We start from the raw sequence: 22616 nt of genomic DNA on the forward strand, positions 1-22616 counted from the left end.
GAGTCGACAATGAGTACAGCACTACCGAACGTCCTCGAAGCACGGGGCACCATCGACCCCACCGGTTCGCTCGATTGCGGCGTGATCGGCAATTGCGCCTTCAGCGCCCTGGTCGACCGCATGGGCCGGATGGTCTGGTGCTGCTTGCCGCGCTTTGACGGCGACCCGGTCTTCAATGCCTTGCTCGATCCGAGCGAGAAGGGCAGCCTGTGGAGCGTCGAGCTGGAAGACTTCGCCCGCAGCGAGCAGGTGTATGAACCGAACACGGCCGTGCTGCGTACGCGCCTGTTCGACAGCGGCGGCAACGGCATCGAGATCACCGACTTCGCGCCGCGCTTCCTGAGCCGCGACCGCATGTTCCGCCCCCTGACACTGGTGCGCCGCGTGCGCCCACTGGGCAGCGGGGTGCGCGTGCGCGTGATCATGCGGCCGCGCTTCGAGTACGGCGCCAAGGCGCCCGAGATCACGCAGGGCAGCCACCACATCCGCTACGTCGGCCCCGACCAGACGCTGCGCCTGAACACGGACGCGTCGCTCAATTACGTACTGTCCGAGTCGTTCTTCCTGCTCGACCGGCCGCTGAACTTCATGCTCGGACCGGACGAAACGCTGGCCGACGGCATCAAGGACACCGCGCACCGCTTCGAGCTCGAGACGATTTCGTACTGGCGCACCTGGTCGCGCCGCCTGGCGCTGCCGCTCGAGTGGCAGGATGTCGTCATCCGCGCCGCGATCACGCTGAAGCTCTCGCTGTACGAAGACACCGGCGCGATCATCGCCGCGATGACGACCAGCATCCCGGAAGCCCCGGGAAGCGAGCGCAACTGGGATTACCGCTACTGCTGGCTGCGCGACGCGTTCTTCGTGATCCGGGCGCTGAACAGCCTGTCGGAAGTCGGCACGATGGAAGACTATCTGCGCTGGCTGAGCAATGTCGTGGCGCGTGCCAAGGGCGGGCATATCCAGCCGCTGTACGGCATCGGGCTGGAAGAAGAGCTGCCCGAATCGATCATCGAGCACCTGCCCGGCTACCGCAACAACGGGCCGGTGCGCGTGGGTAACCAGGCGCAGGAGCACTTCCAGCACGACGTGTACGGCAATATCGTGCTCGGCGCGGCGCAGTCCTTCTTCGATCACCGCTTGTTCCGCCGTGCCGGGCATGCCGAGTTCGTGCAACTCGAAGCGGTGGGTGAACAGGCATTCCGCCTGTACGACGAACCGGACGCCGGCATGTGGGAGCTGCGCACGCGCGCCCGCGTACACACCTCGTCGGTGCTGATGAACTGGGCAGCGTGCGACCGCCTGGCCAAGATCGCCGAAGAACTGGACTTGCCCGAGCGCGCCGCGTTCTGGGGCGAGCGCGCGGAAATCATCCGCAACCGCCTGTTGACCGAAGCGTGGAGCGAAGAGCGCCAGGCGTTTGCCGAAAGCCTGGGCGGGCGCGACCTCGACGCCAGCGTGCTCCTGATGGCCGAGATCAACTTCATCGATCCGATGGATCCGCGCTTCGTCGCCACCGTCGATGCGCTGGAAAAATCACTGTGCGACGGCCCGTACATGCGCCGTTATGAAGCGCCGGACGACTTTGGCAAGCCCGAAACAGCCTTCAATATCTGCACGTTCTGGCGCATCGATGCGCTGGCGCGGATCGGCCGCGAGGACGAGGCGCGCGCTGTGTTCGAGGCGATGCTGGCGGCGCGCAATCATCTGGGCCTGCTGTCGGAAGACACGCATCCGGACACCGGCGAAATGTGGGGCAATTTCCCGCAGACGTATTCGATGGTTGGCCTGATCAATTGCGCGATGCGCCTGTCCAAGCCGTGGAACAGCGTCGTCTAACTGCATAGGCGTCATGGCCGGGTCATAATCGGCCTTCACACTTCGTCGCATCACCTTGCGATGGAGTGTGCATGAAGCAGAAATCTTCGCCTGACCGGATGGCAGCCTTGGCACAGGCCGGAAAGCGCCTCTCGTGAAAGAGGGCGAACTCCAGCGCAGCATGGCCGGCAAGACCATCGTCCTGCTCAGCGTCCCGGCTGGCGCCGGCCACACCCGCGTTGCCGAGGCCATCCGCGCCTGCGCCACAGCCGACCACCCCGACGCCACCGTCATCCACCTGGATGCGATGGCGTTTGCCACGCCGCTGCTGCGCAAGGTTTACACGGATTTCTATCTGCGCCTGATCACCCGCGCGCCGGGCTTGTGGCGCTACATCTACCGCTGGACCGATGCGGCTAAACCGGATGGCATGATCAGCCGGCTGCGGCGCCGCATCGAACGGCATGCGTGCCGCGCCCTGACCAATGAGATCGCGGCGCTGCAACCCGACGCGATCATCTGCACCCATTTCCAGCCGGCCGAAGTACTGTCGCAGCAGATCGCCGCCGGAAAAATCACATGCCCGCTCTGGGTACAAGTCACCGACTTCGACCTGCACCGCATGTGGCTGCAGCCGCACGTCACCGGCTATTTTGCCGCCAACGACGAGGTGGCGTTTCGCATGCACGAGCAGGGCGTCGCCGCGCATGCCATCTACGTCGCCGGCATTCCCACGATGCCGGCGTTTTCAACCACCCACGACCGCGCCGACTGTGCCAGAACACTGGGCCTGAATCCGGCGCTGCCGACCTTCCTGCTGATGGGCGGGGGCGCCGGTCTGGGCGGCTTGCACCGCGTGGCGCAGCAGTTGCTGGCGATTCCGGGCAATTTTCAATTGATCGCGCTGGCCGGCAAGAATGCCGCCGAACTGGCCGCGCTGGAGCGGCTGGCCGTGCGCTTTCCGGGCCGGCTGGCGCCGCAGGGCTACACGGACCGCGTCGAGCGCCTGATGGCGTGCGCCGACCTGGTGATCACCAAGCCGGGCGGCGCGACCACGGCCGAATGCCTGGCGATGGGCGTGCCGATGATCGTCAATGCACCGATCCCTGGCCAGGAAGAACACAACGCCAATTATCTGCTCGAGCATGGCGCCGCGCTCAAGGCGGTCGACCTGGCCACGCTCGACTACCGCATCCGCTACCTGATGGCGCACCCGGAAAAGCTGGCCCGGATGGCAGCCTGTGCACGCGCCCTTGGCCGCCCGCAGGCTGCGCGCCACGTTGTCGAGACTGTCCTGGTGCAAGCCGCCCGCCAACGGGATGCCGCCCATGTTTGAATTAGCCGATGGCGCCAGGCTCGTGGCGACCGTGTGCGCCGTGCTGGCGCTGGCGTATCTGTTCGCGCGCGTGGAAGTGGAAATTGAAGGCGAGGCCGGCTGGGCGGCGAATCTGCCGACCTGGCGCATCGAGGAGCATCTGCTGCTCGATATCTTCTGGGGCGGCCGCGCACTGACCGGCTACCACCTGTGGATGTTCTCGTTCATCGGGCTGGTGTTTCACTTTCCGCTGTTCTTCATGGGCCAGTGGTCATGGCAGCTCGAGGCGACGATCATGGCGTCGATCATGCTGTTCTGGATCGTCGAGGATTACCTGTGGTTCGTCATCAATCCGGCCTTCGGCTGGCGCCGCTTCAAGCAGGTACATGTCGCGTGGCACAAGCGCTGGGTGCTGGGCGCACCGGTCGATTACTGGCTGTTCGGCGCCGCCAGCGCGGTGCTATTCTGGTACGGCGCCTGAACCAGATCCAGTGCATGGCGCACGCGATCGCATAATTCGCCCGACGTGCGCGAAATCACCTCCGGGGGAATCGCGAACTTGTTGGTCAGGCGATCGTAGTCCTCGAACCCGTACGACACCATGAACGGGTGCATGCCGGTATGGGCCGCCGCCGTGAAATCCTTGTGCTCGTCGCCGCAGATATAGCCGCGCGCCGGATTGACGCCGAAGCGCTCGCGCACGGCGCGAAACGACGCCGTCTTCTTGTCCTTGAGTGGAATATGCTCCAGAAAATCCAATGCGCCGATATCGATATCGTGGCGCAGGAACAGCTGGCGTAGCGTTTCCAGGGGCTCGATCGTGATGTTGCGCGTGACGATGCCCACCGTGATGCCGGGCGCGGCGATCAGCTCGCGGATCAGGTCGGGGATGCCGTCATACAGCCGGGCTTCTTGCCGGTAGATGTCGGTCAGCGTGTCGACCAGTTTGGCGCGGCTGTTCTTGCGCAGGTTTTTCTTGATAATCGACGGGAATTGTTTCAGGCCGCCCACGTACTTGAGCAGGTGGTGCCGTTTCTGGAATGCCGTTTCGGCGCCGAGTACGCAGCCATGCTGGCCAAAGGCCATGGCGATCGCGGAAAATGCATCGATGGTGGTGCCATCCGCGTCGAGAATGAGAAGCCGTTTATCGCTGTTGTACATGTGTAGCGCTCCCGATGCCGTTGACCGGACCGGCCTGTCAACCTGCCGGTGCCCACTGTGCACCATCATCGGATGCTGGCATGACAGGGGTATGACAACGCACGTGCTGACGTGCTCACGTGGCTGCGAGGTAACGGTCCAGCTCTGCATGGTCCAGCAGGCTGTCGCCCAGACGTGTCGTGGCGATCAGGCCGCGTGCCTGGGCCAGGTCGTACCGCAGACAGGCGCGCAGCGTGTCGAATGCGCGGTCGTTGAAATCGGGCCGTGCTTCGTCGATGGCAATGTCGGTGCTGCTGAAGACGACGGGAACGGGTGGCGTGTCGACCGATTTCTCGAACACGGCGTCGACGAAACGGCGGCGCGCATCGGCATCGTCAAGCCGGTTGACGCAGATGACGGACAGATCGGATGGCAGATGGCGTTCCAGCAGCGTGCGCAGCGGGGTGTAGTAAAAGCTGTTGGAGAGGATGGAAAAAAATGGAAACTGTTTGCGCGACAGGTAGAACGCGAGTTCGTACTCGATGCGCTGCAAGAAGGTATGCGTACGAAGATGTTCCAGTTCACGCCGCGCATAGCTTTCCACGATCAAATGCGAGCGTCTCGGAAAATAGGCCTGGCAGATACGGATCACGGTCACCGAAAACGTGCTGGTATCGCGCGGCGCGCGGCCTGTCCCGTTGTGTTCGGATTGATACGATGAAAAATAGTCCCGTGCCTGGTCCCCGCCCAGGGCGTCGAGCTTGAACATCTTGTAGAAGCTCCACATCCGTTCAAACCCGTTGCGCAGGCACAGGACCAGCCGCGTGTCGTGTTGGGGCAAGCGCTGCACGGTCGCCGGATCGAAGGCATAACCGGCGCTGGCGTCGAGCAGCGGCAAACTGCCCTGGCGCGAGCGCGCCGCGTGTGGCTCGTCGTTCGCATACAGGTAGGGCTCTTTTTCGCCGGGTACGCGGTCTTCGGCCAGGCCGTTGACGACCATCCATTCCGACAGCGCCGTGGTGCCGCATTTTGCGACGCCGACAATGAATACGTGCTTGATCGTCATCGTTCATCTCCCGGAAAACGGTTACGTCACCAGACGATAGTCTCACACACGCACTGCTGGGCGGCGTGTGGCGAACACCGACTCGGTACACTGACATCCTCCCGACCTTATCGAGGCAAGCATGCGTTCCATGGATTTCAGTTCGTGGCAAGGTGCGATGACGACCATCATCGGACTTGCCGTCATCACCTTGCTGGGTGTGGGCATTCGCCTCATCATCATGCAGACGATCCAGCAGCGGCGCGAGCGCATGAACCGCCAGATCAACGAGCGGCTCAAGACGCTGATCGCGGCCTACCGCACGCTGGGCGGCTCGTTCACCGGCCAGCTGACGGTCGACCCGACCCATTTGCGCGACCTGCACGAGCGCGCCCGGGCCGGGGAGGGGGCACCGGCAACGGCCGAGGAAACCTTCAGCTCCGAGCGGTCGCGCCGCATGCGCGACGCCGTCGAGGCGTCACTGGCGGACATCCTGTTGCTGGGCACCGAAGAACATTGCCGGCTGGCGGGGCAGGCCGCGGCCGACATGGCGGCCGGCCGGCCAATCCACACGGCGGACCTGGTAATCAGCCTGCGCGGCTTCATCCGCAGCGCGCTGGACCTGGGGCCAATGCCGGCCGATGTGCTGATTCCGCTGCAGGGGCCGACGCGCACCCAGGGCGGCGCGGCGCGTGGCAAGGGCGAGGCGGGCGGTAACCGGGGCGGTGGCAATGGTGGCGGCAATGCCGATGGCGGTGGCGGCGGTGGCATGGCCATGGGCCTTGGGCCGGGTCTGGGCCGCAGGGATGCCGATCAGGCCGGCTGATGCGCCGCTGATCCGGCAAGCGCTGCGACCGCCTTGGCGGCATACATCGCCTTGTCGGCATGCGCGATGAGTGCTTCACGATTGCCGCCGTGCTCGGGATAATGCGCGACGCCGACGCTGACGGAAATCTGCAGCCGGTGCCCGTCGCCCAGATCGACCGGCGTCGCCAGCGCCAGGTGGATCTTGTCCAGCACCAGTGCCGCATCGGCCGTCAGCACGATGTCTTCCAGCAAGACGACAAATTCATCGCCGCCCAGGCGCGCCAGCGTATCGCTGTTGCGCAGGCAGGCAGAGACACGGCGCGCGACCTCCTGCAGCAAGCGGTCGCCACAGGCGTGACCAAAGCTGTCGTTGACCTGCTTGAAGCGGTTCAGATCGATGAACAGCAGCGACAGGCGCTCCTGCTGGCGGCGGGCATGCGCGAGCGCGGTGTCGAGGCGGTCGTGGAACAGGCGCCGGTTGGGCAGGCGGGTCAGCTCGTCATGCAGGGCCATGAACCGTAGTTGCGCATGCAGTTGCTTGCGTCCGATGGCGGCTGCGAGCTGATCGGCGACGAACACCAGCAAATCGCGGTCCTGCGTCCGGTATGGCGCATCATCCGGGCCATTGCGCAGCACGATGACGCCGACGACGCCGTCGGTCGTGGTCATCGGCACGGCCAGGGCGCCGCCTGCGAGGGTTGCTGCCGCCGCCCGCAGTGGCGCCGGCAGACCGTCCTGGGCATCGGGCGCAAGCAGCAGTGGCGCAGCACACTGCGCCACTGTCTCGCACAGCAGCGGCATCAGCGCTGCGTCGCACGGGGCGCCGTTGTCCGCGAGGTAGGCAAACTCGATGCCCAGGCCGGCCGTATCGCACAGGGCGACCGCAAAGCAGCAGGCCGGCAGGAACTCGTGGACGATGGCGTGGCTGCGCTCGAACAGGTCTGCCAGGTCATCGCTTGCATGGGCCGCTTCTGAAATCGCGTACAGCACCGACTGCATTGCCTGCGCCTTCTTGAGCGCGGTCACATCGCGCGCAACGGCCACGCGCAGCTGGTCGGCCTCGGACCAGCGCGCCGACCACATGATATGGACGATGCTGCCGTCCTTGCGCACATACCGGTTTTCAAAGTTGGTGTGGATATGGCCATTCATGATGTCCTGCGCCGCAGCGAGCGTGCGCTCGCGGTCGGCGGGGGCGACCAGATCGACCACGCGCATGCCGATCATCTCCTGCGGTGTATAGCCGAAGATGTTGACACCGGCCGCACTGACGTACACGAACCGCCCGCCGGCGTCGACCATGCAGACGGCGTCGAGCAGCAGGTCCGTGAAGTTGGCAATCGGGGCGCCCACAGTGTATTCCATGGACATATTCTAAATGACATTTGATGTGGAAATCTGGCGTGTCAATACGGCTGCGGCGTCATGTGTATGGGATGCCCGTTCAGGCAATCACGAAAGACATCCGTAGGAGTAGTCCGGTTTCGAAAAAGCTTGCTGATCTGATAGCAATTCAGGCAGCTGACTAGCGCAAAATAAAGTTCGCTCAGGATGTTTATCCACTACAGCATCGACAGGGTCGTCAGGCGCAGCCAGCCTGCGCATCATCGGGGCAGCGCCGTTCTGCTGCGCAGTCAAGAAGGAGTCAGGCATGTCCAAAACAAGCAAGGCCACGAACAATCTGCATCACGTGCAGAACCAGTGGGGCGGGACGTCGACGCAGTGGCATGAAGGCGGCATGTGGATCATTGGCGCACGGCCCGGTCAGCACGTCGTGGCGCTCGACCTCACGTCGAGCGACAACGGCAAGACGCTCACCGGGCAAATGAAATATGCAGGTGAAGGCGCCATCGGCTTTCGCGCCACTCTGACCCAGAGCAACACGTACATCGTGGAAAACCAGTGGGGCGGTTCGTCGGCGCCGTGGCATCCGGGCGGGACGTGGGTGATCGGCTGCCGCCCTGGCCAGAGCGTGGTTGCTATCCATGTCGAGTCGGGCGACAACGGCGCCACGCTGAAGGGGACGATGACCTACAGCGGCGAAGGACCGATCGGCTTCCAGAGCCAGGCGAGCGATGGCGCCGTGTATGCTGTCGAAAACCAGTGGGGCGGCGGGTTCGCGCCCTGGCACCAGGGCGGCATCTCCGTGCTGGGTTGCCGCGACCAGGCCGTGCTCGCGGTCGACCTGGCGTCGATCGATGGCGGCAAGACCCTGACCGGCACCATGACGTATGCGGGCGAAGGCCCCATCCGCGTGCGCGCCACGGCGGTCGCTGGCAACAACTACCAGGTCGAAAACCAGTGGGGCGACACGTCGTCGGCATGGCATCCGGGCGGCGTCTGGCTGATCGGCTGCCGCGCCGGCCAGCACAGCGTGGCGCTCAATGTCACGTCCGGCAACCAGGGTAACAACCTGCATGGCGGCATGACCTACAGCGGCGAAGGCGCGATCGGGTACCGCGGTACGGAATTGCCGATGTAACCAGCAAGGCACCGGCCACGCTCCCGCAGGTGGCATGGCCGGTGAGTTGTTCGCGTCACACCGCGCCGGGCAGTCATTACAAGCGGGGTCATACAAGCGGGGTCAGGTCTGACATTCGGACACGAGCTCGACAAAAATCTATCTATAAAATCCCAGGCGAAAAGATCAAGGACGAGTCCGTGTCCAAATGTCAGACCTGACCCCGGCTGCTGAAAGAGATCAAGGAAGAGTTCGTGTCCAAATGTCAGACCTGACCCCGGCCGTGATCCTGGCTACCTGTGGATCATCAACTTACCAGCGGTAGCGGCGTCACCGTCACCTGCACGTCCAGCTCCTGCTTGCCCCCGCCCAGCACGATGCCGCGCATCGGCGTCACGTCGCTGAAGTCGCGCCCCCAGCCCAGCGTGATGTGTTCATGCTGCACGAGACACCGGTTGGTCGGATCGAAATCCACCCACCCCAGCGCCGGACAGAACACCGACACCCACGCATGCGAGGCATCGGCCCCGATCAGGCGCGGCTTGCCTTCCGGCGGGTGCGTCAGGATGTAGCCGCTGACATAGCGCGCCGGCAGGCCGATGCTGCGCAGGCAGCCGATCATCAGTTGCGCGAAATCCTGGCACACGCCGCGCCGGCCGCGCAGCACCTGGTCGAGCGGCGTCGAGATGTCGGTGGCCTTGCTGTCGAATTCGAAGTCGTCGAAGATCCGGTGCGTCAGGTCGAGCGCCGCGTCGAGCTGCGGGCGGCCCGGGACGTAGCTCTCGCGCGCATACGCTTCCAGTTCCGGGAACAGGGCGACATGGGGCGACGCGTACAGGTAGCGGCAGGCCTCCAGCGTGGCTGCGCTTTTTTCCTTGCCCATCATGTCGCGCACGGATTCCCACGATAGCGTGCCGGCGATCTGCGCCAGCGTGTAGCGCGCGCGCAGCGAGACCGTCGACTCGGCATGCACAAGCAGGCTGTCATGGGGCACGGTCAGCGCCACGTGGCGCGTGATGTTGCCGAAGTAATCGACGCCCTCGTTGCTGTCGTTGATCACCGGGTCGAGCCAGATCAGGTGCGACTCGGTCTGCTGGCACGAAAACGAGCGCGGCGTCAGGTGCAGGTATTGCTGCGACAGCGTCACCATGCTGTTGTACTTGTAGCGCGTCTCGTGCACCACGCGGTAGCGCGCAACCACATCGGCGCCCACGGCGCCCGGCAGCAAATCGGTCATGAGGTACGGTTCCTTTGCCGGCCGTTGGCGGTATAGCTGAAAAACTGGACGCCGATCTGCTCGGACAAGGCGGCGCTGGCTTGCCCGATGCGGCTGAGAAGGTCGCTGAGCAGCGCATTGCCATGCTTCAGATCGACGCCCGGATCGAGCGCCGTGAGTTCGGCCTTCAATGGTGCCAACAGGTCCAGGCCCCCGGCGCCCTGGGCCTGCGTGACCTTGCCCAGCGTGCCGATGATGCCGTTCAACTGGAACACGATCGAGCGCGGATTGGTTTCGTCCAGCAGCAGCAGGTCGAGCACCGGCAGCCACTCGGGCTGGGCGCGGTAGCGGGCGCGGTAGGTGATGATGCTGTCGGACAGTTCGAGCACCCAGTCGAGATTGCCGTTTTCGTCCATCGCCAGTGCGCGCTGCAGCACGAGCGCCTGGAACTGCAGGCGCTCGAGGCGCCGGCCGATCGACATGAAGCGCCAGCCGAGGTCGCGCACCATGCCGTCGAGGGCAAAGCCGGCCAGCGTCATCAGCGCCGCGGCGGCATCGTCGAGAATCGTCATGACGCCCGACTGCGACGGCCGCTCGCCTGGCGAAGCGACCGGCTGCACCATGCGGTTCAGGGCGCGCCAGTTGTCGACGGAGAAGCGCTCATGCAGCTGGCCGGCGATCCGGTGCAATTGCTGCTGCTGGCGCGCCAGGCCCGGAACAGCGGGCGAGACGACCGCCAGCAGTAGCGCCGATTCGATCTCGGCATCGGTGAAGATCGGGGCCGGCAGGGCGCTGGCCGTGCCCGGCAACTTGGCCGAGCCCACCACGGCCGGCGTGCCCGGCGCGGCCGGCTTGCGCTGCGCATCGAGCAAACCGAACCAGATGCACAGCGCCTCGACGGTGGGCCACTCGGCGCCGCGCTGGTCGAAGCGCACATTGAACAAAATATTCAGTGCCACCCGCAGCAGGCGGCAGATATTGTCGCTGCGCTCGGCATGGCGCCCGAACCACAGCAGGTTTTCGGCCACGCGGCTCGACAGGTTGCTGTCTTCGCGCACCAGGTCTTCGCCCGTGATGCTGCTCTTTTGCAGGCGGTGCGTTTCAACGCGGGCGCGCGCCTGGACCCAGGTGTCCTTGCTGGCGCCACCCATCTGCATCGTCAGCACGCGCGCGTCGGGCCCGGTGGCCACGCGGGTCAGGCCGCCCGGCATCACGACATAGCCATTCGGCGTGGCGCAGGCAAACACGCGCAAGCCCACCGCGCGCGCCTGCAGGCCCGGCGCGCGGCCATCCTTCCACACCGGCGCCTGCGACAGGCGCACCAGTTCCTGCGCGATGTAATGGTTGGGATTGGCGCGCAGATTGGCAATGAACGCCGCGCGCGCTTCGCCGTCGAGATCCTGGCCGAACACGGCCGGCTGGCCCGGCATCGCGCCACTTGGCTTGATCACCAGGCGATCGAGCCTGGCGACTACTGTTTCGAGCGCGGCCGGTTCGCCGCACCACCAGGTGGCCACCGAGGGCATCTTGAGCGGCTCGCCCAGCAGGCGCTTGGACAGCGCCGGCAGGAAGCCGAGCAGGGCGCCCGACTCGAGCAGGCTCGAACCGAGGCTATTGGCCACCACCACATTGCCACGCATGGCGGCCTGGGTCAGGCCAGCCACGCCGAGCAGCGAGTTTTGCAGCTCGAGCGGATCGCACGATTCGTCGTCGACCCGGCGCATGATCACGTGCACCCGGTGCAGCCCGGCCAGGGTCTTGATGAAGACGACGCCGTCGCGCACGGTCAAGTCGCCCCCTTCGACCAGCGTCAGGCCCAGGTAGCGCGCGAGATAGGCCTGCTCGTAATAGCTTTCGCTGCGCGGGCCCGGCGTGAGCAGTACGATCAGCGGCATTTCGCCCTCGCGCAGCGGCGCCGGTTTGTCGCCATGGGCCGCGCACAACCGGCCCCAGTGCACCAGGCTGTCGTGCATCGTGCGGAAGAACGGCGACACCGGCTGCACCTTCAGTTCGCGCAGCAGGTCGGGGAAGGTGGGGGCGATGATCGACCGGTTTTCAAGTGCGTAGCCGGCGCCCGACGGCGCCTGCGTGCGGTCGGCCATCACCCACCAGCGGCCATCGGGCGCGCGCGCCAGATCGACCGCATAGAAATGCAGCGCCACGTCGTCGTGGTGGCGCATGCCGTGGCAAGGGCGCAGAAAGCCCGCGTGGCCATGGATCAGCGCCGACGGCAGCAAGCCTTCGCGCAGCATCGCCTGCTCGCCATACACGTCGCCCAGAATCTTGTTGAGCAGCGTGGCGCGCTGGATCACGGCCGCTTCGATGCCGCTCCATTCCTCGTGCGGCAGGATCAGCGGCAGCACGTTCAGGTCCCACTGGCGCGGCCGGGTGCCGGCGTCGGCCAGCACGTTGTAGCTGACGCCGTTTTCGCGCACCTGGCGCTGCACCATCTCCAGACGCTGGCGCATCATGTCCGGTGCTTCGTGCTCCAGGTTGGCAAGCATCGCACGCCAGTGCGCGCGCGGCGCCTTGTCGGCGCCCAGCATTTCATCGAAACCATCCGGCGCGGCCAGATAGTGGGCAAGCAGTTGATTGGGCATTGGCGTGCAGCTTTACGGTTGAAACGAATGCCAGCGTTACATCGGCTGCCAGCGCAAATCGAGGGTCATCGGGAAGCTCGGATTGAGGTCTTCCTTGTACACCGTGAATGGGCCCGGCGTGTGACCGTGTGGCCAGAAACGGGCAAAACGGCGTGCCTCGGCAGCATTGGCATTGACCGGCGAGCCGGTTTCGCTGCGCCCGCCCGGATGCACGACGTGGTAGGTGCAGCCGCCGATCGAGCGCCCGCTCCAGGTGTCGACCAGGTCGAACACGAGCGGCGCCTGCACCCGGATGCTCGGATGCAGCGCCGACCACGGGCTCCAGGCACGGAAGCGCACACCGGCCACGTATTCGCCCGGCACGCCGGTCGGATGCAGCGGCAGCATGCGGCCATTGCAGGCCACCACGTGGCGCCCGTCGGTCAGGCCGCGCACCAGCAGCTGCATGCGCTCGACCGACGAATCGACATAGCGCGCAGTGCCGCCGGCGGACACTTCTTCGCCCAGCACGTTCCACGGCTCGATCGCCTGGCGCAGTTCCATCTCGACGCCCTCGTAGACGACGGTGCCAAAGCGCGGGAAGCGGAACTCGATGAACGGCTCGAACCAGTGGTCCTCGAACGCATAGCCGGCCGCGCGCAGGTCTTTCGCCACGTCGCGGATATCCTGCGCGACGAAGTGCGGCAGCATCCAGCGGTCGTGCAGCGCCGTGCCCCAGTGTACGAGCTTGGCCTGCAGCGGCTGGCGCCAGAAGCGTGCGACCAGGGCGCGCAGCAGCAGCATTTGCAAGAGGCTCATGCGCTCGTGCGGCGGCATTTCAAACGCGCGGAACTCCACCAGTCCCAGGCGGCCGGTCGGGCCGTCCGGCGAGTACAGCTTGTCGATCGAGAACTCCGAACGGTGCGTGTTACCGGTCAGGTCGACCAGCATATTGCGCAGCAGGCGGTCGACCATCCACGGCTTGTCGCCGGGGTGCATGGTCGGCAGCACCTTGTCCATTTGCTGGAACGCGATCGCCAGTTCGTACAGGTTGTCGTCGCGCGCTTCATCCACGCGTGGCGCCTGGCTGGTCGGGCCGATGAAGGTGCCCGAGAACAGATACGACAGCGCTGGGTGAATCTGCCAGTACGTGATCAGGCTTTTCAACAGGTCCGGCCGGCGCAGCATCGGGCTGTCTTCGACCGTGGCGCCGCCCAGCGTCGCGTGGTTGCCACCGCCCGTGCCGGTGTGGCGGCCGTCGAGCATGAATTTTTCGGTGCCCAGGCGGGTCAGGCGCGCTTCCTGGTACAGCGTCGTCATATTGTGGACCAGCTCATGCCAGCTTGCCGCCGGATGGATGTTGACCTCGATGACGCCCGGGTCGGGCGTGACGCTGAGCAGCTTGATGCGCGGGTCGCGCGGCGGTGCGTAACCCTCGATGCGCAGCTTCATTTTGAGCTTGGCGGCCGTGTTCTCGACCGCCGTGACAAGCGCCAGGTAATCCTCGATGCGCTTTTGCGGCGGCATGAAGATGTACAGGCGGCCCGCACGCACTTCGAGGCACAGCGCGGTGTGGATGACTTCGCGCGCCTCGGGGTCAGCCGGTGCAGCCGTTGCCTTGTTCGACGATTTGCCGGGCGCCACGCTCAGGACCGGGCGCCGGTCCTTCTTGCCAACCGGGAGCGGGCCGCGCGGCGCGAACGGGTCGACATCGAAATCGGGATCGCGTTCTTCGGGCAGCACCCACGGCAGCGTGGCCAGCGGCAAGCGCAGGCCGATCGGCGAATCGCCCTCGATCAGGTACAGGTTTTCGCGCTTGAGCGGCCACGGCGACGTGCGCCAGCTGGTGCCCAGCATGACGGATGGATCGTGCTCGCGGGCTTTCAGCGGTAGCACGTAGCCGGCCACCTGGCCCAGGCCCCGTTCGAGCAGGCGCGCCAGGCGGCGGCGCTCTTCCGGTGCTTTCAGGTCGGCGTCCAGCGGATCGAGATTGCGCGGCAGCGCCTGCTCGCGCTGGGCTTGCAGCAGCACGTCTTCGTAGGCCGGGATGGCGCTGCCGGCCGGCAGGCCGAGCGATTTGACCAGCTCCGCGGCAAAGCGGCCGGCATCTTCGCTGCCGTAGCCATCGTCGATGTGCTCGTCCGAGAACAGCGACGGATCGAACCACATCGGCTGGCCGTCGACGCGCCAGAAGATGTTCAGCGCCCAGCGTGGCAGCGGCTCGCCCGGATACCACTTGCCCTGGCCGTAATGGATCATGCCGCCCGGTGCAAAATGGTTCTTCAGGCGGTGCATCAGGTTGCCCGCCAGCTCGCGCTTCTTGTCGCCGTGCGCCAGCGTGTTCCATTCGGCGCCGTCCATGTCGTCGATCGAGACAAAAGTGGGCTCGCCGCCCTGCGTCAGGCGCACGTCTTGGTTCACCAGATCAGAGTCGACCTGCTGGCCCAGGCGGTTGATCTTGTCCCAGTCGTGTTCCGTGTACGGCTTGGTCACGCGCGGGTCTTCGTGGATGCGCGTGATCGTCATTTCGTGGACGAACGTGACCTCGGCCTTGTCGGTAAAGCCGGTGACCGGTGCCGCCGACGACGGCATCGCCGTGCAGGCCAGCGGAATATGGCCTTCGCTGGCCAGCATGCCCGAGGTCGGGTCCAGCCCGATCCAGCCGGCGCCCGGCACATACACCTCGGTCCAGGCGTGCAGGTCGGTAAAGTCGACGGTGGTGCCGCTTGGGCCATCGAGCGCTTCCTGGTCGGCGGTGAGCTGGATCAGGTAGCCGGACACGAAACGCGCCGCCAGGCCCATCTCGCGCAGGATCTGCACCAGCAGCCAGCCGGTATCGCGGCACGAGCCGGAGCGCTTCTGCAACGTATCTTCCGGCTCCTGCACGCCCGGCTCCATCCGCAGCAGGTACGCGATGTCGCGCTGCAGGCGCTGGTTGATGGCCACCAGGAAGTCGTTCGTGCCCATCGGCTGGGCCAGCAGGTCGCGCCGCGCGCTGGCGACCCACTCGGCCAGCAGCGGGCCGGGCTCTTGCGACTTGGTATATGGGCTCAGTTCGGATTGCAGCAGGTCCGGATAGGCGAACGGGAAGGTCTCGGCGTATTTTTCGACGAAGAAGTCGAACGGGTTAATCACCGTCATGTCCGCAACGAGGTCGACCGTGAACTCGAGCACGTCGGTTTGTTCGGGGAACACGAAACGGCCGATGTAATTGCCGTACGGGTCTTGCTGCCAATTGATGAAATGCTCTTTTGGCAGGACGGTCAGTGAGTACGACAGGATCGGTGTACGCGCATGTGGCGCCGGACGCAGGCGCACTTCATGCGGTGACAGATTGACCAGGCGGTCGTAACGGTAGCTGGTCTTGTGATGAAGCGCAACGCGGATAGCCATGCGGTAGTGCCTTTCGATTGGGGCGCGATCGATGCCGGCGCTCTGAATTTGGTCGTGTTAGTTTGCGCGCAACTAAGTATGAGACTGAGTAAGCGCAAGATAGAAGCATTTAAGCATGATTCATACCTGCGTTCGTTTGACTTGCGAGTCGGACGGGGTGGCTGGCACGTTTCTTGTTAGTATTCTGGCACAGGAGGCAATGATGTCGAACTTTTACGATGAAATGTATTCCACTGCAGCAACCGTACGACCTCATTACCAGGCGTTCGCGGATTGGCTCGCCCAGCAACCCCCGCATCTGATCGATCAAAAGCGGGCGGAAGCCGAGCTGAACTTCCAACGCGTGGGGATCACGTTCGCTGTGTACGGCGACAACGCCGGCAAGGAACGGTTGATCCCATTCGACATCATTCCGCGCGTGATCAACGCCGCCGAGTGGGCCAAGTTGCAGGCCGGCCTGGTGCAGCGCGTGACCGCGCTGAACCGCTTCCTGCACGACGTGTACCACGACCAGAATATCCTGAAGGCGGGCGTCATTCCTGCCGAACAGATCCTGAATAACGCGCAGTACCGACCGGCCATGCAAGGCGTCAAGGTGCCGCTGGATATCTACGCCCACATTGCCGGCGTCGACATCGTGCGCGCCGGCGAGGGCGAGTTCTACGTGCTCGAAGACAATCTGCGCGTGCCATCGGGCGTGTCGTACATGCTGGAAAACCGCAAGATGATGATGCGGCTGTTCCCAGCACTGTTCGCCCGCAACCGCGTGGCGCCGGTTGACCATTATCCCGACCTGCTGCTGGACAATCTGCGCACCGTGGCGCCGCATGGCGGCGACGATCCGACCGTGGTCGTGCTCACGCCCGGCATGCACAATTCGGCCTACTTCGAGCACGCGTTCCTGGCCCAGCAAATGGGCGTGGCGCTGGTGCAGGGGCAAGACCTGTATGTCAGCAACGACACCGTCTACATGCGCACGACGCGCGGCCCGAAGCAGGTCGATGTCATCTATCGCCGCATCGACGACGACTACCTCGATCCGCGCGCGTTCCGCCCCGAATCGACGCTGGGCGTGCCGGGCCTGCTCGACGCGGTGCGCGCCGGCCGCGTCGGCCTGGCCAATGCCATCGGCACCGGCGTGGCCGACGACAAGTCGATCTACCCGTTCGTGCCGGACATGATCGAGTTCTATCTCGGCGAAAAGCCGATCCTGAACAACGTGCCGACCTACCAGTGTCGCAAAAAAGAGCATCTGGACTACACGCTGGCGAATTTGCCGCAACTGGTGGTCAAGGAAGTGCACGGCGCCGGCGGCTACGGGATGCTCGTCGGGCCGGCTTCGACGACGGCCGAAATTGAAGACTTCCGCCGCCGCCTGCTGGCCAATCCGGACGGTTACATCGCCCAGCCGACGCTGGCGCTGTCGGCCTGCCCGACCTATGTCGAATCGGGCATCGCGCCACGGCACATCGATCTGCGCCCGTTCGTGTTGTCGGGCAAGACCGTGTCGATGGTGCCGGGCGGGCTGACCCGCGTGGCGTTGCAAGAAGGCTCCCTGGTGGTCAATTCGTCGCAGGGCGGCGGCACCAAGGACACCTGGATACTGGAGAACTAGCATGTTGAGCCGCACCGCAGATCATTTGTTCTGGATGGCCCGCTACACCGAGCGGGCCGAAAACACGGCGCGCATGCTCGACGTGCGCGTCCAGTATTCGCTGATGCCGCAATCGGTCCAGGCCGAGCAGCAGGGCTGGCGCACGATGCTGAGCGTGTCCGAACTCGAAGCCCAGTTCGACGCCAAGTACGATGCGCTGACGCAGAAGAACGTCATCGACTTCATGGTGCGCGACCCGGACAACCCGTCGTCGATCGCCAGCTGCCTGCGCGCCGCGCGCGAGAATGCCCGCGCCGTGCGCGGCACCTTGACCACCGAAGTCTGGGAAACCGAGAACACCACCTGGCTCGTGCTGCAAAAGCATCTGAGCGAGCGCATGTTCGAACGCGATCCCGGCCAGTTCCTCGAATGGGTCAAGTACCGCTCGCACCTGTCGCGCGGCGTCACGCTGGGCACGATGTTCCAGGATGAAGCGTTCAACTTCATCCGCCTGGGCACCTTTCTGGAACGGGCCGACAACACGGCGCGGATCCTCGACGTGAAGTTCCGGTTCCTGGCGTCCGACACGATCCAGGAAGGCGCGCAGGGCGAATACTATTACCTGGCCGCGCTGCTGCGCTCGGTATCCGCGTTCGAGACGTATCGCAAGGTGTACCGCCACGCGATCACGCCGACGCGCGTGGCCGAGCTGTTGATCTTGCAAGGCAAGATGCCGCGCTCGCTGGTGGCCTGCATGGCCGCGGTCGTCGCCGTGCTGCAGGACGTGCGCAACGAGCTGTCGCACGACACCGAGCGGCTGGCGGAAAAACTGCATGCGTCGCTCAAGTCGGCCGAGATCAACGAGATCCTCGACGAAGGCCTGCACGAATTTTTGACCAAGTTCCTGGCGTGTATTGGCGAGTTGGGCAACGGCATTGGACGTGACTTCCTGCTGCCGGTGGCGCCGGAGTTGCCGGAGATTGTGCCAGTGTCTGTGCCGACCCAGTCGCAGACGCAGTCGCAAACCTCGTCGCCGACCTCGTCACAGACGCAGTCACAAACACAGTCGCAGACGCGCTGATCAATCCGCGCACCAAACCGTGGCGCGGCGCACCGTCATAGCGAGCCTGCGTCATGACGGTGCGCATACTTTAACGATGGAAGGCGGGCCTGCGATGTGGCTGCGAACCGGTTGCAAGCTCAGTTTTACCGTTGATCAGCCCACGCCCTTCATCCTGATGCTGCGTCCCCGCAGCGGTGCGCAGCAATGGGTGGCGCGCGAATCCTATACGCTTACCCCGAGCGTGCAGGTGCTTGAATACACGGATGCCTACGGTAACCTGTGCCAGCGGCTGACGGCGCCGCCCGGTGAATTTTCGATCCAGACGTCGGCCGACGTGCTGACCGATCAGGTTATCAACGTCGCGCCTGGTGCGCCGTTCGACGAAGTGCAGACCTTGCCGGTCGATGTGCTTCTCTATCTGTTACCGAGCCGCTATTGCGAGTCCGACCGCTTTGCCGAAATGGCCAGCGCGATCGTGGCCGGCGTTGCGCCAGGCTACGATCAGGTCGCCTGCATCAGCGACTGGATCCGGCGCGAGGTGCGCTTCAATCCCGCAGCGAATCACACGCAGATGGCAGCGACCGAGGTCAATGAATATCGCGAAGGCGTGTGCCGCGATCTGGCACATCTGGGCATCGCGTTGTGCCGCGCGCTGAGCATTCCGGCGCGCATCGTCGCCGGTTATCTGCATGGCCTGGTGCCGATGGACTTGCATGCGTGGTTTGAAGCGTATGTGGGCGGGCGCTGGTACACGTTCGATGCGAGCCAGGATGGACCGCGCGGCGGTCGCGTGACGATAGGGTATGGGCGCGATGCGGCCGATGTGGCAATCTTTACCCAGTTCGGGCCGGCGCTGGCGCTGCATGAGATGCAGGTGACGGTGGCGTTGCTGGAGGGGGCGCCGGGTTGACGCTTCGTTGTTGCCTATGCCGACCGTAGGGTGGACGGCTATGCCGTCCACGCGTTCAAAGTACCGTGATTTTGTGGCGCGCCAAGGATTGTTGAACGCGTGGACGGGAAACCCGTCCACGCTACTCAAGCTCAGACGGCAGCTGGTGCCGGTGCTGCAGGTGCTGCCGGTGCTGGCGCAGCCGCCGGTGCTGGCGCAGCCGCTTGTGCCTGCGCCGCCTGCGCAGCCAGCGACGGCTTGCCCATCTGATCACGCACGACCTTGTGCACAAATTCCAGCTTTTCCAGCACAGGCGTGCTGAGCTTGAACGGGTACGAATCCGGCATGCCGATGCTGCGGTTCAGGCTATTGAGCACGTAGGTCAGCGCGAACCAGTCGCTCAGCGTTTCTTCGAACGCGCCGGATTTCGTTGGCAGCGTGATCTTGTCCAGTTCCGGTTCGTCGGCCTTGGCCGGCTTGAGCGACAGCCCGCACGAGTGGGCCGTTTCCAGCGTATCGATCATGTGCAGGTAGTGGGCCCAGGTCTCGGCCCAGTCTTCCCATGGGTGCGATGCAGCGTAGCTGCTGACGAAGCGCTCTTCCCAGTCGGCGACCGGACCGTTCTCGTAGTGCCGCTTGAGTGCGTCGCCATAATTCTGGCGCTCGTCGCCGAACAGCACGCGGTAGCTGTCGATCCATGGTGTATCGGCAACCAGGCGGTCGAAATAATAGTGGCCGCTCTCGTGACGGAAGTGACCCAGCAGCGTGCGATAACGTTCGTGCATCTGTTCACGCGTGCGCTCCCGCTCGGCCGGATCGGCTTCGGCGATGTTCAGCGTGATCAGGCCATTGTCGTGGCCGGTCATCACGCACTGGTCGGTCACGCCATCTTCGAGGAACTGGAATGCCAGGCCGGTATCCGGCTGGATTTCTTTCGAGGCCGGGGTCAGGTTCAGCTGCGCCAGCGAGAACAGCAGGCGACGCTTGGCGGTTTCAAGGCGCGACCACAGGACGCGGTTCTTCTCCGAGGTCAGCGCCGGGATCACCACTGTCAGCTGGCATGATTCGCACAACTCATGCGGGTCGTCGGCCGGCAGCATCCAGTTGCACACATTGTGCTGCACATAATTGCTGCACTGCTTATAGAGCTTGCCTTCATCCTTGCGGTTCAGGCTACGCCACAGGCCGCCTTCAGCCTGTTCGAAGCTGTTGATGGAACGCTGGGACGGCTGGTAGCCCAGGGTACTTTCGCAATTGAAGCAGAGGGTGTTCTCGAAGAAGATCTGATGCGAACATTTGTCGCAGTGAAAGGTTTTCATAGCAGCACTGATAGAAGGGTTGGGGATGAAGGTGTATTAACAATCTAACAGTAAATGCGATGCGGGTTTAATCATGTAAGACAATGCCTCATATCGTGTGCGCCCCCTATGATGCGCGCCTGTTACGCCCTTGGCGCGCGCACCAAGCACATGAAAAAATGTGCATAAAAAACAACAAATCACGCCGCTGGAAGACGGCGTGATTCGGCAGCCCCGCGGCCCGGCGTTCCGCCGCTCCGGTCGATCACATACCCGCACGTCAATGCTGGGCTTGCTCTCGACCGACGCCGCTGCCCCGTACCTGCCGCTGGCGCCGCTCCACATGGCCGTAGGCGGGCGCGTCGACCGGTTCCGACACGGGCGCCTGCGCGCCAATGAAGCGGTAGAGCGCGGCGCCAAGTAATGCGCCGGCGATCGGCGCGATCCAGAACAGCCATAGCTGCCCCACGGCCCAGTCGCCTGCAAACACGGCAACGGCCGTGCTGCGCGCAGGATTGACGGACGTGTTGGTCACGGGGATGCTGATCAGGTGAATCAGCGTCAGCGCGAAACCGATTGCCACTGGGGCAAACCCCTTGGGAGCACGCTGGTCGGTCACTCCCAGGATAATCAGCAGGAAAAACGTGGTCATGACCACTTCGCTCAGCAGTCCTGCCAGCAGCGAATAACCGCCTGGCGAATGATCGCCGTAGCCATTGGCAGCAAAGCCATTGGCGCTGTCAAAGCCAGGGGCGCCGCTGGCAATCACATACAGCACGCCGCCGGCAAGGATGCCGCCGGCGACCTGCGCCACGATATAGGGAAACAGCTCTCGCGCGGGAAAGCGGCCCCCGGCCCACAGGCCGATCGAGACCGCCGGATTCAGGTGGCAACCCGAGATATGGCCGATCGCGTACGCCATTGTGAGCACGGACAAGCCAAAGGCGAGGGCGACACCGTGCAGGCCGATGCCCAGTTCGGGAAATGCGGCAGCCAGCACCGCGCTGCCGCACCCGCCCATCACCAGCCAGAATGTGCCGAGAAACTCGGCGCCGTAGGTTTTCATCGTGTTCTCCAGAGGATTGGTCATTGCCAGTCAGGAACCACACGCAGCATCAGGCGCGGCTGCCCGCGCGCCGATCCGCCATGGCGGTGCGGCGCTCGGCGCCGGGAGCACGGCCCAGCATGTTGACCTGATTGGCGGCGACATCGCCTGTACTGCGGATCTGCGGCGCATTCGCCTGGCCACGGTCATACCACCGGCGCACGATCATGGCGGCCGTGTCGCGGCCGCCCAGTCCGAACGACAGGCCGAGTGCCAGCGCGATCGCGCCGGAGGTCGTCATCACGAGAATATTGATGAGCGACGTCGCGATGCCGAGCTGGTTGATCGCCACCATGGCTGCGAATGCCCAGACGGCGTACCGCGCGATCTTGGCCAGCATGGCGGGACTGCCCAGGCCGCCCTTGGCTGCCGCGCCCTGGACCAGATTGCCCAGGGTATTGGCGGCCAGCCCACCGATGCCCAGCACCACCAGCGCCACGACGAGGTTGGGCAGCCACATGAGGAGCTGATGCAGGATGTTCGAGATGGCCGCCAGGCCGAGCGCGTCGAACGCCACGACCAGCGCGATCAGCCGCACGAACCAGCGGGCAATGGCGCCAATCGCGCCGGCGGCGTCGCCTTTCATATTGCTTTTTTGGATGAAGCTGGCCACACCGGCGCGCTCTGCCATGACATTGAAGCGCGCAGCGCGCAGCACCGTCACCACGCCTTTCTCGATGAGCGAGGCGATGAGCCAGCCCGCGACCAGGATGACGGCAAAGCCGAATAGCCGCGGCACGGCCGCAAAGAACATGGACGCTGCCGCGGTGAGCGATCCCAGCATGGCTTCGCTCCAGTTCGTGATGTGCTGCATAGTGCCCTCCCGCTAGCGCGATATGAGGAATCAATGAACACCAGTAAACAACGTGGTGGCGTGTGGAAGACCGCAAGTG

17 protein-coding genes are annotated in these 22616 nt (G+C 64.5%); 8 read left to right on the forward strand and 9 right to left on the reverse strand.

Annotated features, from left to right (window positions below; genetic code table 11):
• Positions 1-9 precede the first annotated feature (9 nt).
• The 3 genes from ACZ0AJ_RS22585 (at position 10) to ACZ0AJ_RS22595 (ending at position 3614) form a co-directional block, all read left to right on the forward strand.
• Positions 10-1839 (forward strand): glycoside hydrolase family 15 protein, encoded by a 1830-nt coding sequence (locus tag ACZ0AJ_RS22585; RefSeq protein WP_499456617.1) that lies wholly within the window; start codon positions 10-12, stop codon positions 1837-1839.
• A 160-nt stretch (positions 1840-1999) separates the two neighbouring features.
• On the forward strand, positions 2000-3154 hold the full coding sequence (locus ACZ0AJ_RS22590; protein WP_499456829.1) for an MGDG synthase family glycosyltransferase: 1155 nt from the start codon (positions 2000-2002) through the stop codon (positions 3152-3154).
• The gene (locus tag ACZ0AJ_RS22595; RefSeq protein WP_499456618.1) at positions 3147-3614 is read left to right on the forward strand and encodes a hypothetical protein; all 468 of its coding nucleotides are present in this window, start codon (positions 3147-3149) and stop codon (positions 3612-3614) included. Before ACZ0AJ_RS22590 ends, ACZ0AJ_RS22595 begins: the two co-directional genes overlap by 8 nt.
• Here the strand turns inward: ACZ0AJ_RS22595 and ACZ0AJ_RS22600 are convergent.
• Entirely contained in the window at positions 3563-4294 is a 732-nt protein-coding gene (locus ACZ0AJ_RS22600; RefSeq protein WP_499456619.1) for an HAD family hydrolase, read from the reverse strand. The two genes, ACZ0AJ_RS22595 and ACZ0AJ_RS22600, sit on opposite strands and share 52 nt — an antisense overlap.
• A 115-nt stretch (positions 4295-4409) precedes the next feature.
• Positions 4410-5339, reverse strand: a complete 930-nt coding sequence (locus tag ACZ0AJ_RS22605; protein ID WP_499456620.1) for a sulfotransferase family protein — start codon at positions 5337-5339, stop codon at positions 4410-4412.
• 121 nt (positions 5340-5460) lie between these two features.
• Between ACZ0AJ_RS22605 and ACZ0AJ_RS22610 the strand changes: the two genes are divergently transcribed.
• Entirely contained in the window at positions 5461-6144 is a 684-nt protein-coding gene (locus ACZ0AJ_RS22610; protein ID WP_499456621.1) for a hypothetical protein, read from the forward strand.
• On the opposite strand, the gene ACZ0AJ_RS22615 is transcribed toward ACZ0AJ_RS22610, so the two are convergent.
• Positions 6132-7490 carry a diguanylate cyclase domain-containing protein gene (locus tag ACZ0AJ_RS22615; protein ID WP_499456622.1) on the reverse strand — a complete coding sequence of 453 codons (1359 nt, stop codon included), beginning with the start codon at positions 7488-7490 and terminating at the stop codon, positions 6132-6134. The genes ACZ0AJ_RS22610 and ACZ0AJ_RS22615 overlap by 13 nt on opposite strands.
• 286 nt (positions 7491-7776) lie before the next feature.
• Here ACZ0AJ_RS22615 and ACZ0AJ_RS22620 point away from each other — a divergent pair, with 286 nt between their 5' ends.
• A complete protein-coding gene (locus ACZ0AJ_RS22620) occupies positions 7777-8607 on the forward strand; it encodes a lectin OAA family protein (protein ID WP_499456623.1) in 831 nt (276 codons plus the stop codon).
• Between the two features lie 286 nt (positions 8608-8893).
• On the opposite strand, the gene ACZ0AJ_RS22625 is transcribed toward ACZ0AJ_RS22620, so the two are convergent.
• The 3 genes from ACZ0AJ_RS22625 to ACZ0AJ_RS22635 are packed head-to-tail and all read right to left on the reverse strand — an operon-like array spanning position 8894 to position 15774.
• On the reverse strand, positions 8894-9823 hold the full coding sequence (locus tag ACZ0AJ_RS22625; protein WP_499456624.1) for a transglutaminase family protein: 930 nt from the start codon (positions 9821-9823) through the stop codon (positions 8894-8896).
• Entirely contained in the window at positions 9820-12402 is a 2583-nt protein-coding gene (locus ACZ0AJ_RS22630) for a circularly permuted type 2 ATP-grasp protein (protein ID WP_499456626.1), read from the reverse strand. Before ACZ0AJ_RS22630 ends, ACZ0AJ_RS22625 begins: the two co-directional genes overlap by 4 nt.
• Before the next feature lie 36 nt (positions 12403-12438).
• Complete coding sequence (locus ACZ0AJ_RS22635; protein ID WP_499456627.1) at positions 12439-15774, reverse strand: transglutaminase family protein; 3336 nt, start codon at positions 15772-15774, stop codon at positions 12439-12441.
• Between the two features lie 202 nt (positions 15775-15976).
• Between ACZ0AJ_RS22635 and ACZ0AJ_RS22640 the strand changes: the two genes are divergently transcribed.
• From ACZ0AJ_RS22640 to ACZ0AJ_RS22650, 3 genes are all read left to right on the forward strand, one after another.
• A complete protein-coding gene (locus ACZ0AJ_RS22640; RefSeq protein WP_499456628.1) occupies positions 15977-17389 on the forward strand; it encodes a circularly permuted type 2 ATP-grasp protein in 1413 nt (470 codons plus the stop codon).
• Position 17390: 1 nt separating this feature from the next.
• Positions 17391-18449: an alpha-E domain-containing protein gene (locus tag ACZ0AJ_RS22645; RefSeq protein WP_499456629.1), complete on the forward strand. Its 1059-nt coding sequence runs from the start codon at positions 17391-17393 to the stop codon at positions 18447-18449.
• A gap of 94 nt (positions 18450-18543) precedes the next feature.
• The gene (locus tag ACZ0AJ_RS22650; protein ID WP_499456630.1) at positions 18544-19341 is read left to right on the forward strand and encodes a transglutaminase domain-containing protein; all 798 of its coding nucleotides are present in this window, start codon (positions 18544-18546) and stop codon (positions 19339-19341) included.
• A 131-nt stretch (positions 19342-19472) separates the two neighbouring features.
• Here ACZ0AJ_RS22650 and ACZ0AJ_RS22655 read toward each other — a convergent pair whose 3' ends face one another.
• The 3 genes from ACZ0AJ_RS22655 to ACZ0AJ_RS22665 form a co-directional block, all read right to left on the reverse strand.
• Positions 19473-20639 carry a zinc-binding metallopeptidase family protein gene (locus tag ACZ0AJ_RS22655; protein WP_499456631.1) on the reverse strand — a complete coding sequence of 389 codons (1167 nt, stop codon included), beginning with the start codon at positions 20637-20639 and terminating at the stop codon, positions 19473-19475.
• Positions 20640-20898: 259 nt separating this feature from the next.
• Entirely contained in the window at positions 20899-21684 is a 786-nt protein-coding gene (gene aqpZ, locus ACZ0AJ_RS22660) for an aquaporin Z (protein ID WP_499456739.1), read from the reverse strand.
• 49 nt (positions 21685-21733) lie between these two features.
• Positions 21734-22537 carry a mechanosensitive ion channel family protein gene (locus tag ACZ0AJ_RS22665; RefSeq protein WP_499456632.1) on the reverse strand — a complete coding sequence of 268 codons (804 nt, stop codon included), beginning with the start codon at positions 22535-22537 and terminating at the stop codon, positions 21734-21736.
• Positions 22538-22616: the final 79 nt, after the last annotated feature.

The sequence above is a fragment of the Telluria sp. AC161 genome (genome assembly GCF_979258535.1).